The organism is Synechococcus sp. MU1643, assembly GCF_020514095.1.
Classification (GTDB): domain Bacteria; phylum Cyanobacteriota; class Cyanobacteriia; order PCC-6307; family Cyanobiaceae; genus Parasynechococcus.
This window is the reverse complement of record NZ_VTKY01000001.1, coordinates 303454-317344: the sequence shown is the minus strand read 5'-3', so window position 1 is coordinate 317344 and position 13891 is coordinate 303454. Positions and strand designations below refer to the sequence as shown.

At 52.1% G+C, this 13891-nt stretch carries 17 protein-coding genes; 7 read left to right on the top strand and 10 right to left on the bottom strand.

Annotated elements, in window-relative coordinates:
- Window positions 1-481: 481 nt before the first annotated feature.
- The 7 genes from FZX09_RS01880 to FZX09_RS01850 form a co-directional block, all read right to left on the bottom strand.
- On the bottom strand, window positions 482-706 hold the full coding sequence (locus tag FZX09_RS01880; RefSeq protein ID WP_226399473.1) for a hypothetical protein: 225 nt from the start codon (window positions 704-706) through the stop codon (window positions 482-484).
- Between the two features lie 96 nt (window positions 707-802).
- Window positions 803-979, bottom strand: coding sequence for a DUF3104 domain-containing protein (locus FZX09_RS01875; RefSeq protein ID WP_370624154.1), 177 nt, complete (start codon window positions 977-979; stop codon window positions 803-805).
- A gap of 672 nt (window positions 980-1651) precedes the next feature.
- Window positions 1652-1927: a hypothetical protein gene (locus FZX09_RS01870; protein ID WP_226399471.1), complete on the bottom strand. Its 276-nt coding sequence runs from the start codon at window positions 1925-1927 to the stop codon at window positions 1652-1654.
- 389 nt (window positions 1928-2316) lie between these two features.
- Window positions 2317-2499 (bottom strand): hypothetical protein, encoded by a 183-nt coding sequence (locus tag FZX09_RS01865; protein WP_226399469.1) that lies wholly within the window; start codon window positions 2497-2499, stop codon window positions 2317-2319.
- A gap of 2245 nt (window positions 2500-4744) precedes the next feature.
- On the bottom strand, window positions 4745-4969 hold the full coding sequence (locus tag FZX09_RS01860) for a hypothetical protein (protein WP_226399467.1): 225 nt from the start codon (window positions 4967-4969) through the stop codon (window positions 4745-4747).
- 56 nt (window positions 4970-5025) lie between these two features.
- Window positions 5026-5190: a hypothetical protein gene (locus FZX09_RS01855; RefSeq protein WP_226399465.1), complete on the bottom strand. Its 165-nt coding sequence runs from the start codon at window positions 5188-5190 to the stop codon at window positions 5026-5028.
- 1314 nt (window positions 5191-6504) lie between these two features.
- The gene (locus FZX09_RS01850; protein WP_226399463.1) at window positions 6505-6693 is read right to left on the bottom strand and encodes a hypothetical protein; all 189 of its coding nucleotides are present in this window, start codon (window positions 6691-6693) and stop codon (window positions 6505-6507) included.
- Window positions 6694-7455: 762 nt separating this feature from the next.
- Here FZX09_RS01850 and FZX09_RS01845 point away from each other — a divergent pair.
- Window positions 7456-7638: a hypothetical protein gene (locus FZX09_RS01845; protein ID WP_226399461.1), complete on the top strand. Its 183-nt coding sequence runs from the start codon at window positions 7456-7458 to the stop codon at window positions 7636-7638.
- A 1400-nt stretch (window positions 7639-9038) separates the two neighbouring features.
- On the opposite strand, the gene FZX09_RS01840 is transcribed toward FZX09_RS01845, so the two are convergent.
- On the bottom strand, window positions 9039-9533 hold the full coding sequence (locus tag FZX09_RS01840; protein ID WP_226399449.1) for a hypothetical protein: 495 nt from the start codon (window positions 9531-9533) through the stop codon (window positions 9039-9041).
- Window positions 9534-9699: 166 nt separating this feature from the next.
- Here FZX09_RS01840 and FZX09_RS01835 point away from each other — a divergent pair, with 166 nt between their 5' ends.
- The 3 genes from FZX09_RS01835 (at window position 9700) to FZX09_RS01825 (ending at window position 11431) form a co-directional block, all read left to right on the top strand.
- Window positions 9700-9924 carry a hypothetical protein gene (locus FZX09_RS01835; protein ID WP_226399447.1) on the top strand — a complete coding sequence of 75 codons (225 nt, stop codon included), beginning with the start codon at window positions 9700-9702 and terminating at the stop codon, window positions 9922-9924.
- Between the two features lie 816 nt (window positions 9925-10740).
- Complete coding sequence (locus FZX09_RS01830; protein ID WP_115132832.1) at window positions 10741-10929, top strand: hypothetical protein; 189 nt, start codon at window positions 10741-10743, stop codon at window positions 10927-10929.
- A 112-nt stretch (window positions 10930-11041) separates the two neighbouring features.
- Window positions 11042-11431: a putative quinol monooxygenase gene (locus FZX09_RS01825; protein ID WP_226399445.1), complete on the top strand. Its 390-nt coding sequence runs from the start codon at window positions 11042-11044 to the stop codon at window positions 11429-11431.
- Window positions 11432-11720: 289 nt separating this feature from the next.
- On the opposite strand, the gene FZX09_RS01820 is transcribed toward FZX09_RS01825, so the two are convergent.
- On the bottom strand, window positions 11721-12008 hold the full coding sequence (locus FZX09_RS01820; protein WP_226399443.1) for a hypothetical protein: 288 nt from the start codon (window positions 12006-12008) through the stop codon (window positions 11721-11723).
- Here FZX09_RS01820 and FZX09_RS01815 point away from each other — a divergent pair.
- A complete protein-coding gene (locus tag FZX09_RS01815; protein ID WP_226399441.1) occupies window positions 11997-12263 on the top strand; it encodes a hypothetical protein in 267 nt (88 codons plus the stop codon). The two genes, FZX09_RS01820 and FZX09_RS01815, sit on opposite strands and share 12 nt — an antisense overlap.
- Before the next feature lie 291 nt (window positions 12264-12554).
- On the top strand, window positions 12555-12692 hold the full coding sequence (locus tag FZX09_RS01810; protein WP_370624152.1) for a hypothetical protein: 138 nt from the start codon (window positions 12555-12557) through the stop codon (window positions 12690-12692).
- 187 nt (window positions 12693-12879) lie between these two features.
- Here FZX09_RS01810 and FZX09_RS01805 read toward each other — a convergent pair whose 3' ends face one another.
- On the bottom strand, window positions 12880-13065 hold the full coding sequence (locus tag FZX09_RS01805) for a hypothetical protein (RefSeq protein ID WP_226399439.1): 186 nt from the start codon (window positions 13063-13065) through the stop codon (window positions 12880-12882).
- A gap of 184 nt (window positions 13066-13249) precedes the next feature.
- Here FZX09_RS01805 and FZX09_RS01800 point away from each other — a divergent pair, with 184 nt between their 5' ends.
- Window positions 13250-13429, top strand: a complete 180-nt coding sequence (locus FZX09_RS01800; RefSeq protein ID WP_226399437.1) for a hypothetical protein — start codon at window positions 13250-13252, stop codon at window positions 13427-13429.
- Window positions 13430-13891: the final 462 nt, after the last annotated feature.

The window sequence follows — 13891 nt, the reverse complement described above, 5'->3', positions numbered from 1 at the left end:
CTCCGCCTAAGGCAGAGGTCTCGAAACGATCTCAGGGATGCGACCTTGTTTCCATCCCATGAGGCGTTTTCCTCACAAGTGAATCGTGTCCAGAGAATGGAAAATCGGGAAGTCTTCTGTGGACAGCCTGTTGGTTGCCCCTCTGTCTGGTCGCTCATCTGAAGACGGTGGGGCGGTATCCCCACGCCCCAGTCCATGTTCAAAGCTTTTACAACGAACCGTGGGCGCTAACCAAGAAAAAGTCCTGGTGTTCGATGCCGGGACCTCCGCCTCTCATGCCGCGCCCAAGACCCAACAGACGACTAAGTATTGATGCGTATGGCGATACGACCAGCTTGTAGCAGATGGCACGTCTAAGCCCGTTTCGACAGGGCTACGACTGAAGTGCCCCGGGACGGCCCGAACCACTCAGGGGCGGCGAAACCAACTTCGAGCGGTCATCTGACCGGTAGTTTCGCCTGAGAAAGATCTGCAGAACCTCTCAGCTCCGACCAACGGCCTTGGCAAGGGCCTGATCCAAACGGATATACAAGGGCAGCAGCTTCGAGGGAACCTGCCTGAGGAATTCCCTTTCGGCTTTAACCGTGGCCAACGCATGGATCACTTGTCCCTTCTGGTCTTCGTAGGTGAAGACCTGAAGCCCTTCTGGTGAGACTTCAGCACCAACCTTGTTCCCGTCCCTAAGCAAAAAGCGCGCCACTTTCATTTGAAGCTCGGGTTGATTCTCAGATGGTTTTTCTCTGGCAGAGCTGCTGTCTGCATTCCGAGACCTGATCTGCCTCGCGCCGTGCCAACGAGGGCTTCAGACCCTTGGAACGATGTGGGTCACATAATCGGCGTCAACCCAATTGATAACGCCGGTATCGACAACAGCCACATGAAACATCGTCGGAATCCTGGAGTTCCTGGAACCACCATCGCCCCGGATCACGTCCGCCATGCGCCAGGCCCCATCCGTATCAGTGACGATCACGGTCATTCCCGACTTGACGCGCAGGAAACTGGATCCGACTTGGGCGTTGAAACGCCGCTTACACGATCAACCGCCACACCCATCACGCTAGTGCACCAGTACGGCCCCCAAGTAGCTCAAGGGGCCAGGAACAAAACCTGAAGGCTCAGGGAACAGGCTGAATTCGATGCCGGTTTCGGTCGCCAGTCGCCGTCGTAGTGGAGATGTGGATATTGATTGACGTACCTTTCCGGTCACAAAAAAGAGCCTTGCGGATCCGTGGGATCCCCAGCAAACGGAAGGTTTTGAAAAATGGAACCGTAGACAACGCTGATCTGATTCCCTGCATCGCCAGCAGGGAGTCAGTGCAGTGATCAGCGCCCAATGGTGAACGAAACAACCATTGGAAAGAAGGAGCCTTCGTCTGCGCCTTCCTGTTCCACCATGGCTTGGGTGGAAGCGGACAGGGAGCGGCAATGACACATTGAGACTGCACAATTGACGTGCCGCAATATTGTGACGCTCAAGAAAACAGTCTGATCACATCCATCTCGGCCTCCTCCTCACCCCGATGGTCTAGTTCAACACCCAAGCTGCTGCAATCAGAATGACCAGCCGAAGGGCATGACTGCAGATCCACCATGGTCTCGCCCTTTGGTGGCCAAGTCGTACATTCCCCTGGCATCTTTTTGCGGCTCATTAAAAACCCTCTTCATCAAGAAGGAAGAGTTCACCGAGGAACGGATCGTTGGTACCCGGTTCATCATTCCCGAGAACGACCTCGCGGATGGCTTCATCTGCCTTGAAATAAATGAGGTCATCTCGTTCAAGATCAACTCCGCGCATCTCTGGATGACCACCAACAAGCTGACGCGCTTCCTTCCATTCAGATAGTCGCTCGTAGAAGAGCTTACCGAGATAATCAAGCAACGCAAAACTGGAAAGCAATAAGAAACAAACATTGAGGAAGGCCATCTGCTCTCCTGCTCTTTATTGGCAGCATATTCCTTAAGCTCGAATACAAAAAGTCGTGCAATTACTACAGTATTTATACTGGTTTATCCAAGTGAACACGCAAAAGAGGACCAGCAGAGCTTCTAACAACAGCACCGTCCTGTTCAAGCAACTCCTGTTTGACATCTGCCAATACCTTCGCATGGGGGTATCAGGCTTCTCATATAGATGAGAGATTCATCTCACGCGGAAGGGCCGAAAGGCCACGACGCGAGATCTGCATAGGAGGTCTCAACAAAGAGAAGAAGAGGAATACATCCACTGTTAATGGGCTTGGACAAGCCAGACCGCAAAGTCGAGGACAAACCTTTGGACAGGCCGGACTCTCAGATGGCTGGGCTTGAGTCACCTCAAAACAAGCATTTCCTTCGTGCCGCGGCAGAAGAGGAAACACAGGCCAAAGCCGGCTGAATGAGATGAGTCCGACCAAGCTGACCAAAGCGCCAGCAGGCTTTGATTACTTCAGAGTTTGCGATCATCAAGGCATCTGCCATGTGGTCAGAGGAATGCGGGAAGTCCAGCAACTTCTTCATCAGAGGCCTGGCCTGACTGTCACCAAGATTCCTTGATGAAAGTCCTACGCTCTAAAGGGCTTGTCACTCACTACCGCTCACTTGCTTCGAGGAGGGAATGACCTTTCCCCCAGACCAAATCCGACATGCCCGTGAGCTGGCGAGAGAACGAAGGAAAGATGACGCGATTCAGCACCTGCTGAACGATGAGTTCAACTTGCGACCCGCCCAGTGCCGTGCGCTGCTCATTACCGCTCTAGCAGACGAGAAAACTGCTTAATCATTTCTCGAACATGACTACCGGACTGTGTTAACACCAATAGTTGTGAGTAAGGACAACCCTTGTACTGCATCCATCAAGAGGACGCTCCTGACCATTGGATCAAAGACTTGTGCTTTAAAACTGAGGTAAGGACCTATCTCCGAGCACGTGTCATGTCGAAGGTCAAGGCGTGCAGTTACAGAGTTGTCGCCCAGACCACTAACGATGTGAAAGCAATCGTTCGCGACGGCCAAGATTTTATGGGGTGACTGGAGTCCCCATTAGCTCTTGCCTTCGTTTGAAGTGAGGGCTCACTGGCATTCGATGCAAGCCCGTTGCATAGGTCTACCTTGCAACCGTCGTCCTTTTTAGGGACATGGGATTAGACGGTGTCGACAAGACAGACCGCTTCATCATTGCCGCGAGGAGACGAGCCGAAGCTGCGTTGCATGAGACGTCTCCAAAGCTGACGGCACTTGAAAAAGCGATGTGGCTCAAGTTGAAGAGAGGGGAGCGACCCTGCAAAAACAGCAAGGCCAGAACCTGAAGAACAGGTGCTCTGGGCTTACCCGTGGCAAACGGAGATGGGCTGAGATCCTGAAGCGGGCTAACCCCAATGCGGAAACCACTGAGGAAGAAGTCCTGCACGTGCTAGGCCAAGTACGACAGCAAGTGTCACCAGCTTCACTCCCGTCAGGATTCCTGCGGTCTTCCAGCTGAACAGTGATTTCGTAAGAGTGAACACCACGAATGCTCGGCCAAAGCACATCATGTGCCATTGACGAGCTGGGCTCCTGATTCTGACTGGGTCCCTTGCTCACTGGTCGCCAACTGAAGACATGATCCCGAAGCTCATTTGGAGATAGCAAGCGAGCAGCTCCACCCTCAGCAAGCTGAGAGCCTCAATGGATACAGATGATGTTCTGCGTTGAACGAAGCGATGGGCCCGACATTTGGTTTCAGGAACAGTGCTTCGAGACTGAGTTCAAAGCTTTCACCAACGCCCGGACCAAATCGCTAAATACTTTCGGGCTTTATCGAGTCGTCTACGAAAGCTCAGGCAACTCAGGTGAGGTGCTGAGGATTTCAAAAGGGAAAGCGATCCTGGCTGAAGATGACCGACTCGTTGGATAAGTGCTGGTGCCCAAACAGCGGAAATTCCGTGGTTTGGGCGGGTGCATCAAAAGCATTGCTAGAGCAAGGAACCAGGCAATAGCTGTGTACAACGTCGTTAAGCAAGAAGCTCCCGACCGTTGGGTCAAGGAGCTCTACTTCCAAACTGAATTCAGGGCCTACTTGTGTGCCCGCACAAAGTCGAAAGCGCTGATGTGCACTTACATGGTGGTTGACTCGACCACCAACCAAGTGACCTCGATCGTTCGTCATGGCAGGCCCCTTGTTGCATGAGTGATGATGACAGCGCCATCTGCCTGATCTGGGATGACATCGGCTAGCGCCACACTGTTGCTTTAGAAATTCTTCTGCTACTCATGCTGGCAGTGGCTCTCCTTCTACTCAGAAGGATCGCGAAGAGGACATATTCACGGTCCTACAGGCTTCCGCCACAAGATTTTGACCTAGAAGACTTGCTCCGATAGAGCGAAGAATAAAGCACCCAACATCAAAGAGTCTTTCGAAGACGAAAACCATCGACATGCCACTGACAGAAGCCCTGCAGCGTCTTCTTCAGTCCTTCAAAGTCAAGCAATCGCTGCCCACTCGGAATCTGGGCATGCGCATATGCATCCCACCAGCCGTCACTGATCAGCTTGTAGAGCTCCGAACGACTTGGATCCAAGAAGCTTCGCAGCGGCACTCACAATTATGAGTTGCATTGATCTGTCTACTTATATCTCTAAGTGTCCAATGTTTGGACAATGACTGTCTAGATGATCAACGCGCCTTCGGATGGCCTGCGTTGAGTTAGTCTAGAAGGACCACTAAAGAGTCCACCACTGAAGACCTCTCTCAAGGCTTATACGGTCCAACCAATCTAAAAGTAATTCAGCTTTGCCCCCAGTTAAAACCGAATTTTTTTGAGGCAGCGAACTCCATTTCTTTCCGGAGCTGCGACATCGCCTCGCGAGCAAACGCCTTCTCATTCTCCTGTGCGGTGATGATCTGTTTAGTAACCTCGCGAAGCTTATCTAAGTCTTGGCAGGCATCGATCTCTCGAAATGCAGCTTCGAGATGAAACCTTTGCTCAACTGAAAGATGGTGATTTGTCATGAGGGATGTAGAGGGAAAGGGCCTGGCGATTAGTCAGGCCAATAATTGCTTTAATCTCAAACAGTCGAAATGCTGAAAGGAGCCGCAGGGAAGCTAGTTGGCATAGGGTCGGACTTACCTTCTGCAAGTGCTTTCGCACGGATATACATCTGACTATTAGTTGCACCTTGAGCTTCCATCAAAGCAGCAACGACAGCCCAATTACGAATTTCGGTGGTCATGGGATTGATTAAAATAACTCAGTTACTCTCGCCAGCCTTAGAAGCACTGCGTGAGTGAGATAACCGAACCGCAACCGAACACCTTGCAAAAATCGAAAGCGCTAAACAAGAAATCAATCAAGCACCAGGGAAGTCAAGACAAGATAATGCGAGGGAAATGAACTCTTGAAACGTTAAAGTTTAGGATTCGAAGATTCACTATCATTACCTTTACGTGGTCCAAAACCAAACACATGCTGCACGGCGGAAAAAATTAGCAACGGTTTGAGAAGCACCATCAGCACTGAGGTTGAGACGGGAATCATGACTCGTCCTTCCATAGTTGTGAGGCAGCAAAACGCCAAGCGACGATTGAACTTGCAGAAGCACCGAACGCGAGAAATGCGATCAGCACCTGAGAAGTATTCATGGATAACTAACGGTTGATGAGTTTCTAGCTAGTCACTAACGATTGGCGCTTTTGTTACCGATAGGGGGTGTCTTGGCGGCTTAGCAAAGTCCAATTCTGGATCGATATAAAAATGGAGGCCGCCCCTCCCAGGTGGAAGAGACGGCCTAGCTCGCTCGCTTGTGCATCTTTAAAACCCATGATGTGATCAAGGGTTGAGAGACCAGCCCACCTACGACAGGAATGGGGTGACCTCTCCTATGGCTCGCTTCCGACACCCCTGAAGTGGCAGATCAGGGGCCATGCCGTATGTCATTGCTGACGTCGGGCGAAGCGTCGGTCTTTCAGGTACCTAGGGCCATGACGTCCAGGTGTTGGGCTGGTCTCCTACTGGGCACCTACGAACGGTGCGGAGGAGAGAGTCGACTGTTCTGACGTACTGCAGTGTCGTCACAGACGAGTAGCCCACGGTTGGGTGGAAACTGTTGGAGAAGGGACCTAAAAGTCAGGCGACTTCTACAGCTTGCTCAGGTGGAGTGTCGGCCGTCATTGGCTCCTCCGATCTCGATGGACTCACTCTCGGCAGCGGTCACGCACGAGGCAATCAGCCTTAACGCTCATTGCCTTTCAGGCCCTAACCATCCGATGTTGGTTTCGATTTGCTTTGCCAGGGAGGCAGGGGCAAGCAGTTTGGCGATCAAGGAGTGCCAGCCCGTCAGGAAGCCATAGGACTTTTCTTGGGGGACTAACCGGACACATCGGACATCCGATCTGTTTCTGTAACTGAGAGCAAAGTGGCAGCAGCGGCGAGAAACCCCAACGCTGACCCTCAGGATTTACACCAGCTCCAACCACCCCACTGCCCATCAGTTAAGTGATTATGCAGAGATCAGTGGAGGGCCATCAGCCTGATCTGATCAGACGAATCAGCGAAGAGGGTCAACCTCAACCGGAGCAATGGTCTGGAGCGTGTTCAACGCCTCACCGATGGACTGCCCAACAAAGATCCCACCGGTCAACACCACAGCGAAACAACTCAACCCGAGAATGAGTCCAGCTGCAATGCGAATGGAGCTCGTGGTTTCTGCTTTGCGTTGCTCAGTACTGAAACCCATCTGAGTTGTTGCGACAAACCAGTTGTGGCTCAAGCCGTCGTTCCTTTCAACTGCTAATCGAATCACGAGAGATGCTTGATGCTTTTCAGCACCCTTCCCACAACACTGGGCTGACTCCCAGGACATTTCACTGGCAGAGGTGTCAGTGGTGTTGTGAGCGTGCAGTGGACTTGGCGCCCCTTGGATTTAGATTCCGTTGCCGCAGAACGTTCAAAGACACCACCATCCCGGCTATGGGTTGAGAGCGGTTCAGACTAAATAGGGGGAGTATCCCTTGAGCCCAAGCAACGTCGCGGTGGATGCCTGATTCATGGAGTCCTCAGTCTTGGCTTTGCGTTTGAGACCCGTAGATAATTTGAACCAAAAACAGCACCAGGCCAGCGAGGGGCAACACAAGAGGAGTCATGTCACAAGATCCACTATTGATTCCACAAGACCACTGCATGAGCAAACCGCACTTGCAAATATCACGTAGCGCTGTTCAGACGCCAATCACGCTGAACTGACTCACCCCTGGTCAGAGAGAAGCCAGCTTCCTTGTCAGCGCCCAATAGTTATGCAGGTTCCATTGGATGGAGGTGATGGACGCTCCAACGGCACCGTCGCCGAGGCCATCGGTTCAGTGACGACCCAATGGGGCAATGGCAGTGGTGCCTCCGAATGCGTCTAGAGGGATGGCTGAGGGGCCGCCCTCTTTTTTGTTATGTCACCCACCCGTCGAGCAGATTGGGCGTTCCAGAGAATCGCTGCCATGCTTGGCGCATGGGCAAGAAAACCAAAGAAGCGAAAAAGGCCAAGGCGACCAACTCGGTCCTTCTCTGGCATCAGACTTTCATCAAGCGGATCAGGCAGCGGTTTGGTCTGAGCAAGTACCAAATGCTCTGGCTCACCTTCGGCAAAGGTCTAGTGATCGGGTACGTCCTAGCGTTCCTGGCTCACCGTTGAGTTCTGAGCACCGACGACTGAATGGACTCGACGCAGAAACTCATAAAAAAGCTTGTAGAGAGACGAATGCAAAACACTGGAGAGTCTCTAGCGGTAGCCACTGCAAACGTGATGGCAGCTTTCGAAAAGCTCAAAAAAAATGAGATCTAACCTGAAGCGAATCGATGGACATTGTTTGAGGCTCGCAAGGTCCGTGGGTGCGGCTTTACAGCTGAGAAAACCATAAATCCAAGGTGCAGACAAAAAAAACCGCCCCTAGATGTGGAGCGGTTCGTCGAAGCCGTGCAATCCCCATCACCCGGCTGTCTGCACCAGACATCGATGCACTGGTCAAATAGTACCCATAGATCACCTAGACATGGCTCCCTCCACAGTCACTTAAGGGTGCGGTGCCCTTCAAACTCGTTTGTTCTTGAGGTTGATGCGACGCTGCATGTAGCGGTTACTAGCTTTAGATTTTCAGCCCCCTCATCACCTGGCCCGCTCTTGAAGTGGGCTTTTTTGTAGCTCGACACCAAATATTGGGGAGCAGTTACTCAATGATGCGTCTGAACTTCTTTTTTTTGACCACACAGCCAGCGACACCACAGATCACTTCGTGGGTCTCGTCGCTCAGTTCGATGAGAGTTGGTGGCTCAAGTGATGCCAGGCGTTTACCAATCTTGCGAGCTGCCATAAACCACTGAAAGTCCATCTGTCTGGAAGAAGAGCAAGTGAATAAAAAGGCAAGGTCGTTCCCCTGCCTCCCCTTTTCACGACGCAGGCAAGCCGCCAAACTTGCCCCTCAATTAGTTTGTGCCCTTCCGATACAAAAGAAATCGGCCTAATGGCTCATTGCCATAGGGGTAGTCGATCAGACCCTTATGGCTCAACCGTTACTGCTGTTCCGCTGGCGTCCAACCAAATCCACCTGTGGGGTTCCCCTCCTATCGCTTCAACAGAACAAGAAGCAGTGTCAAGGAGCATCAAACGAGGGGCAGACCACTGCGAATGGATCACTTACACAGGTCTTTTCTTGAAGGATGCTGAGGCGTCCACGGCTAGAGATGAAAGCCCAGGCTCAGCTGCGCTCAATGCCTGAATGCTTTCTAAAACAGAGCCGCCGAGCTCCTCAAATACGTCGACGTCACTGTGTGTTCTGCATCCATCGAACAGTGCCGTAGACAAAGGCCATCACACCAATGATTACCGCGCAGGCTGCAGCGGTGAGGAAGAGGGTGTATGCATCTGAGCCTCCCTTCGCCTGACCTTTGGCTAAATCTGCCGCACAGAAATACAAAGGAGGAGACCGCCCTTTTGCGTTCGTCTTACCGTCTTAATGACCAGGTCAGTAGATGTTGTTCTCATCACTCACACCATTCTCTCCCCCACACTCAATCCATTCAGCATAACGATCTTGCCTACCGGGCCATAGGCATGACTTCTGATCCGCCAAGGGCTCTTCCTTTGGTCGCCAAATCATACATTTCTTGGTGAATGTTATCTGATTCCTTGTTGAACCAATTGGCCAACACTGGCTGCACAACTTTTTTGGGGCCCAGATCAACGAATGAATACTCAAGCGTGATGAAATCACCTCCAACAGTTCGATAACCAAGCTCACAAAGCATCTGACCACTTGCAGATGGATTATCAATCTGTGCTTGCGTTGCATTGAGGCTGAGCTCCTCCAGCTTGCTCGCAACAGTTCCATCGCCGCATGCGTCTCTGATTCTGATCATCAACGCTGATCCTTTACTTTGCCTCAGCAGGAGCTGAGTTTGCTTCCTCAAAACCCATTGACACGAAATGGAATTGGGGCCAACCGAGGTCTTGAAAAACGAGAGATCTTCCTTCCGGTTCTGGGCCTTTTTGTCCTGGTTGAGCCAACCAAGCCTAGAGAGGAGCCATTTCATCGCATGGTTTTCAACCGAAACAGTAGATAACCCATATTGGGGCTGAAAAGAGAGATTCTTTTTAACGCTTAACTCAAGTATCTATTGTTACCAAGAGGCTTGAACAAATGACATTGTCGAAGTGTGAGCGTTGTAACGCCCAGATAACAACGATGGAAGCCATGACATGGGTGATTTGCCAGAAAGCTCAATGGCTCACGCAGACTTAATCGCTCAGACCCCGCGCGGTTCGTCCATCCAAAAAATCGAAGCCGGCAAGTTTCTGGTGTGCGATAGCGAAAACGTGTGCTTCTTCACGCGCAGCCTCTATCTCGCCGAGGAGCAGCTGGAGGAAATGGAACTTGGCTACCGGTTCCCTTATTCAACCAATTTCTGCAAAGCACGCGCCTGACCAGTGGAGCCATGTGAATAACGAATTTCGCTGAATCGACTGGCTTTTGTGGCTTAAGCACGGCCAGTCCTGGCCTCATGCACCTAGCCCGGGACGCGGACCCATGTCAGCGGCAACTGCTGGGTCCGTTTGTCCAGTAAATCCAGCCGGGATCCCGTTCCCCATCAATCAAAAGGCCTGTAGAAACCTCTTCACAAGGTGGGGGCAATCGAGGCTTGAATGAGTCCGTATCAATCGCAACCATCATCTGGATCTACCGAAATTTTTGGAGGATCAGAACATCTTCAGAAGTTCCCCGCAAGCCTGCTGAATGGCCTGATCATTGGACCCTCAGTTGCCTGCACGCCAGATGTGGTGCTGAGCAGTACGGGGAGAGCGAGCTTAGCGCTAGCAGAAGAGTTTCCCCATCGAGAGCAATCGATAGAGAAACCCCTCCGTATCTTAAAGCTGTAGAAATCCAGTGAATCAGTCACAAATCGATATGAAGGAGCGAACATGATTAGACGGACTCGCATCGCTCGGGGAGGACCAGTTTCTCTTCGCGGTTCCGTGGCTCCACATCGTTAAGTCGCAGCTTGGTTGAAGGTCAGCCATCGCGGCAGAAGGAGCTGCTCGAAAACGCCAGTCACGCCCTGAGAACCATTCGGTCGAACGAGGCCTTGATGAGAAAATAATGAAAGAAATATAATTACCCATTTGCGATATTTAAAGCTTTGAAAACGAGCAGGCAAGCAAGTGCTTAAGTCATCCCGTTATTTCATGGAGGACAGTATGCACAGTCAGAAGAACTCCCCAGCCTGCTTTTTACGCTGGTCTGTGAGCAAGGTTGCTGACAGGCTTTATGCGGTTGCGGCGACGGTTGATGGAAAGGAATACGACTTTGTCGGCAATTTCAAAAGCGTTCGAGAAGCCCAACAAGCAGGCCGCCGCTACGCCGAAGACTTGGTTCACAACTCGATGGCCGGCGGTCGCTTATCACTGAAACAACAGCCTCTAGCTGCCTGATCATTTCCATTTGAACCTGACTTGAACAGAAGCATGGGTTCCCCTGGAGAGTGCACCTCCGGGTTTTTTTCAACCTGAATCCATGGAACACTTGGGCACCGCCTGAGAGCCAATGGCCAGCTTCGACAAGTCCACACCCTTCATGTTGCTGGCGCGAATCCACGTCAAACCCGGTTGTGTTGACCAGTACTTGGAGCTCGCCCGCGTCACCGATGAAGCCGTTCAGGCTTCAGAGCCAGGCATGATTCACCACACCTTTGATCAGGACCCAGACGATCCCCAGGCGTTCGTGTGGTCGGAGGTCTACGCCAACGACGAGGCGTTCAGTGCCCATGTCGCCAATCCTCCTGTCCAGGAGTATCTGCAGAAGCACGCGGAGCTTGGCGATGGCTTCACCGTTGAGGTTTACGGCACGGTCGGCGATGAATGCCGGCAGCTGATGGAGTCGTTTGGACTTCCACTCAAGATCTTTAAAACCAAGCTCGGTTACAGCAGAGTCTGAAGAACCTGGCTAAAAACATCGCTCAAGTAGTGGAAGTGATGCCTACGAGTTGCTGTTTAGTTCATTCTTGAGCTTGTCAAGACGCGTTGTGAGTTGCTTCGCACGACGGGTTGTGGGTTTGTCGCCATGGCACTTCAATGCTGTTTTGATCACAGCAATCTCCTTCTCAAGCTTCCGTCTCCTGGTGAAGAAAAGCGCTTCCTGAGCAAGGCCGATCAGAAAATCGCCCCGCGGGGCATAACAAGGAGGAGCTTCACCTGAGTTGTTATGCGCGGGCGCGTCCTCAGGTTCAATCATGATCCAAGGTTTTCTCTGCAACATCGGCCGCCACAAGAAATACATAGGAGAGTGCATTCATATGACTGGCCAGATCTTTGATCGATGCGACGATCTTCTTTCGCGACAAACCACTCTCTCGCTGAAGTCGAATGATGTCGTGCGTCAAACGGGTCACATGGTCGCGACCATAGTTGTAAGCAGTACCAAAACAATCCTCACTCTCCTCATCACTTCTGCAGGCTGAGGCAAAGTCTGAGGCGATTTTTTGGGAAAAATCTTCAACCTGATGGCAGGGCATCGCTTTCTGGATTTCCCGGAATGTACGGAAGGAAACAATGAAGCACCAATAACTTTTTCGACCAATGATTTAAACTTCGAATTCTTGCTTATCGATCAACAACAAAACTTTATGTTTTTCTTAGAGAAAAAAGATCCTCGAGATCTTGCTCGAGAACCTGGACTCACGCATCTACCAGTGCAAAGGTGGTTCGCCTTGGTTGGACTGTGGTCGCAAGCCAAGGTCACCAGAAGCTTCTCTCAAGCCTCGTTTTGACTGAGACAAGCTTCTTTTTCTCGAGCACAACAAACGCACCCATCAATGTTCTGTTGGACTCGCCAGCGCCCTTGAGGCATTGAGGCCCGAAAGGCTTCCTGCTCGAATCGGGCCACCGCCCAAGCTGCGAATTCGCCATCGTGAAGCCGGGGAGTTGCTCCGGCAGCAGTGCTTTGCAGAGCTGTCTTCTTTTGCCGTCGCCCCAGCCCCCTTGCCCCTTACCGCGCCACACATGAACCACCGCAACAGACCTGAGGGGAAGGCTGGCTGGTAAACCCAGAGCAGCAGAAGGTGGTGCAGTTCAAACGAGACGCAGCCACCGTTCATGCCCAATGGGTGGCGGTGCGCACATACAGATGGATTCCGCCCAATCCACCGGCGCCCCAGAACCGGCGGCGGATGCTGCGGCACAACTCGATAGAAGCCTGAAACACGATGCTCAAAACAGGCTGGCGGAGCTGTTCACCACCCGTGCGCTGATGGCATCAAAAACAATCAGCTAGGCCTTAGCCCTTTCCGTTGGACTCCACAGTTGTGGCTTGGGTGCAAGAGGGGAAGCATGAGCGCCATGGCGCCTTGACGAAAGGGCGATCAGAAGTGGAGATAGAAGCGTCAATCAATTTCCATCGAGGCCTGCATCGGAATCGAGGCCGACATCGTCGATGCAGGCTTGTTTGTCGGCTTGACACAACAGCTGCATCAGGTTTTTTCGATCAAGAGCTGACAACTCACCGTTGATTTCCCACTTCAGACAGGTTCTGCGCTGGCAGCTACCGGTATGACCCTTGAGGACCTGAAACATGACAGCCTCCTTTGGGCTGATGATTCGATCCCTAGGACGGATTGATCGAGTAATTCAAGAGCAGCAGTACCTACTTGCCTTGGTGCTCGCCAATGATCTCCAACCTTGCGCTGGTGAATGTCAGTGACGACTGCTGGACCCCTGCAAATTCTTTCGCCAACGTGATTGAAGTTGCGATCAACCGATGACCAACGGATCCGGCACCTGGACCAACAATCAGCCCCCAGCAGCAGCTGAAAAACTCTGGAGAGGCCTGGCTCTGGTGGGAGCCTTCCACATCGGAGGAATGCTGATCAACGTCATCTTCCAGATGATGGGCAACAACAGCCTGGATGGAATTCCGGCCAAATTCCTCGGCCTCTGAACCGATCAGCCAAGAACAACCACGTTCTTCAACCCCTGCCCATGGCAGGGGTTTTTTATTGGCGGGTGGCGACGCATTAAATGCGACGCAGGCGCAAGAGCAGCCAAAGCGAGACCCAGCCCTCTCAGACCGAGCACAATTGCTCATTGTTAAGGGAGATTGCGCAGCATTAAGTTCTCGGCGCATGCATGAGTCGTTCCCGAGGAGTGGGCTCTTTGGGAACTTTTTTTTGGGTAAGTTCGCATCAGGACTGCGATGTATCCCGTAGGTGGGCCTGCGGATACATCTCTTCCTATCTGTGGGCCGCTTCTCCATAACAGCGGAACGGAGCAGGGGAAGGAACCTGCTGCCTATTTCCTCCAAAAGCGATTGCCGTGGCGCTCGCGTCAACACAATCATCGATCAGGCGGGGATGATTCTCATTCAGCAGTAATGCCAATTTCGTCTCCTGAGAGTTCTCTG

Coding starts and splice junctions, on each gene's coding strand:
- FZX09_RS01880 (WP_226399473.1), bottom strand. CDS start 706: ATGAAAGTGGCGCGCTTTTTGCTTAGGGACGGGAACAAGGTTGGTGCT.
- FZX09_RS01875 (WP_370624154.1), bottom strand. CDS start 979: ATGACCGTGATCGTCACTGATACGGATGGGGCCTGGCGCATGGCGGAC.
- FZX09_RS01870 (WP_226399471.1), bottom strand. CDS start 1,927: ATGGCCTTCCTCAATGTTTGTTTCTTATTGCTTTCCAGTTTTGCGTTG.
- FZX09_RS01865 (WP_226399469.1), bottom strand. CDS start 2,499: ATGAAGAAGTTGCTGGACTTCCCGCATTCCTCTGACCACATGGCAGAT.
- FZX09_RS01860 (WP_226399467.1), bottom strand. CDS start 4,969: ATGACAAATCACCATCTTTCAGTTGAGCAAAGGTTTCATCTCGAAGCT.
- FZX09_RS01855 (WP_226399465.1), bottom strand. CDS start 5,190: ATGACCACCGAAATTCGTAATTGGGCTGTCGTTGCTGCTTTGATGGAA.
- FZX09_RS01850 (WP_226399463.1), bottom strand. CDS start 6,693: ATGGGTTTCAGTACTGAGCAACGCAAAGCAGAAACCACGAGCTCCATT.
- FZX09_RS01845 (WP_226399461.1), top strand. CDS start 7,456: ATGGGCAAGAAAACCAAAGAAGCGAAAAAGGCCAAGGCGACCAACTCG.
- FZX09_RS01840 (WP_226399449.1), bottom strand. CDS start 9,533: ATGAAATGGCTCCTCTCTAGGCTTGGTTGGCTCAACCAGGACAAAAAG.
- FZX09_RS01835 (WP_226399447.1), top strand. CDS start 9,700: ATGGGTGATTTGCCAGAAAGCTCAATGGCTCACGCAGACTTAATCGCT.
- FZX09_RS01825 (WP_226399445.1), top strand. CDS start 11,042: ATGGCCAGCTTCGACAAGTCCACACCCTTCATGTTGCTGGCGCGAATC.
- FZX09_RS01815 (WP_226399441.1), top strand. CDS start 11,997: ATGGCAGGGCATCGCTTTCTGGATTTCCCGGAATGTACGGAAGGAAAC.
- FZX09_RS01820 (WP_226399443.1), bottom strand. CDS start 12,008: ATGCCCTGCCATCAGGTTGAAGATTTTTCCCAAAAAATCGCCTCAGAC.
- FZX09_RS01805 (WP_226399439.1), bottom strand. CDS start 13,065: ATGTTTCAGGTCCTCAAGGGTCATACCGGTAGCTGCCAGCGCAGAACC.
- FZX09_RS01800 (WP_226399437.1), top strand. CDS start 13,250: ATGACCAACGGATCCGGCACCTGGACCAACAATCAGCCCCCAGCAGCA.